2 protein-coding genes are annotated in these 751 nt (G+C 50.1%); both read left to right on the forward strand.

The window, feature by feature from the left end; all coding sequences use genetic code 11:
* Positions 1–327, forward strand: a 327-nt coding sequence (locus ACY3FQ_RS18405) for an IS66 family insertion sequence element accessory protein TnpB (protein WP_489774616.1), incomplete at its 5' end; no start/stop codon positions are given.
* Complete coding sequence (tnpB, locus tag ACY3FQ_RS18410; protein ID WP_000618090.1) at positions 324–659, forward strand: IS66 family insertion sequence element accessory protein TnpB; 336 nt, start codon at positions 324–326, stop codon at positions 657–659. The genes ACY3FQ_RS18405 and tnpB, both read left to right, overlap by 4 nt.
* Positions 660–751 lie beyond the last annotated feature (92 nt).

Genomic DNA, 751 nt, shown 5'->3' on the forward strand with positions numbered 1-751 from the left:
CCAGATACATCAGTGGCCAAGGTAGCAATGCAACATCAGATCAATGCCAATCTGCTACATAAATGGATTCGTCAGTCCAGATCAATGCCCCCTGCATTAAAAACCCCATCCATTCCACAGACTGACTTTCTTCCGGTCATTCTTCACCCGACTCCAGTCAAACAAGAAGCACCTCTACCACCTGTGCCAGAGAAGAAAGCTGTCGCTCATATCAGGATTCCATTACATGAGGCACCAAGTTCCGCAAGGGATCAGATGATCGAGATCGACTGGCCGGTGGAGTCAGTAACTGAATTACTGTTGCTGATCCAGGGTTTGACTCAATGATTCGTATTGATGAGATCTGGTTGTCTACCCAGCCGATGGACATGCGTGCAGGGATGGATACAGCCATGGCTCAGGTGCTGAGAGCCTTTGGCTACATCAAACCGCATTGCGCTTACCTGTTCTGTAATAAGCGTGGCCATCGTATGAAAGTGCTGGTGCATGATGGACTGGGTATCTGGCTGTGTGCCCGGCGGCTGGAACAGGGGAAATTCCACTGGGCTAAAGTTCACCAGGGTGAAAGTATGGCGATCAGCCCGGAGCAGTTACAGGCACTGATCCAGGGTTTGCCCTGGCAAAGAATCGGACTGCAGCAAGTGGTAACAATGCTCTAAACCAGGCTCATCCATTCTGCTATTCTCCAAACGTTCTATTTCCTCTGCATCATGACCTCAGGCATACTGCGGTCATGAATACGCTGCCTGAT

Source organism: Acinetobacter sp. AB03 (genome assembly GCF_058107045.1).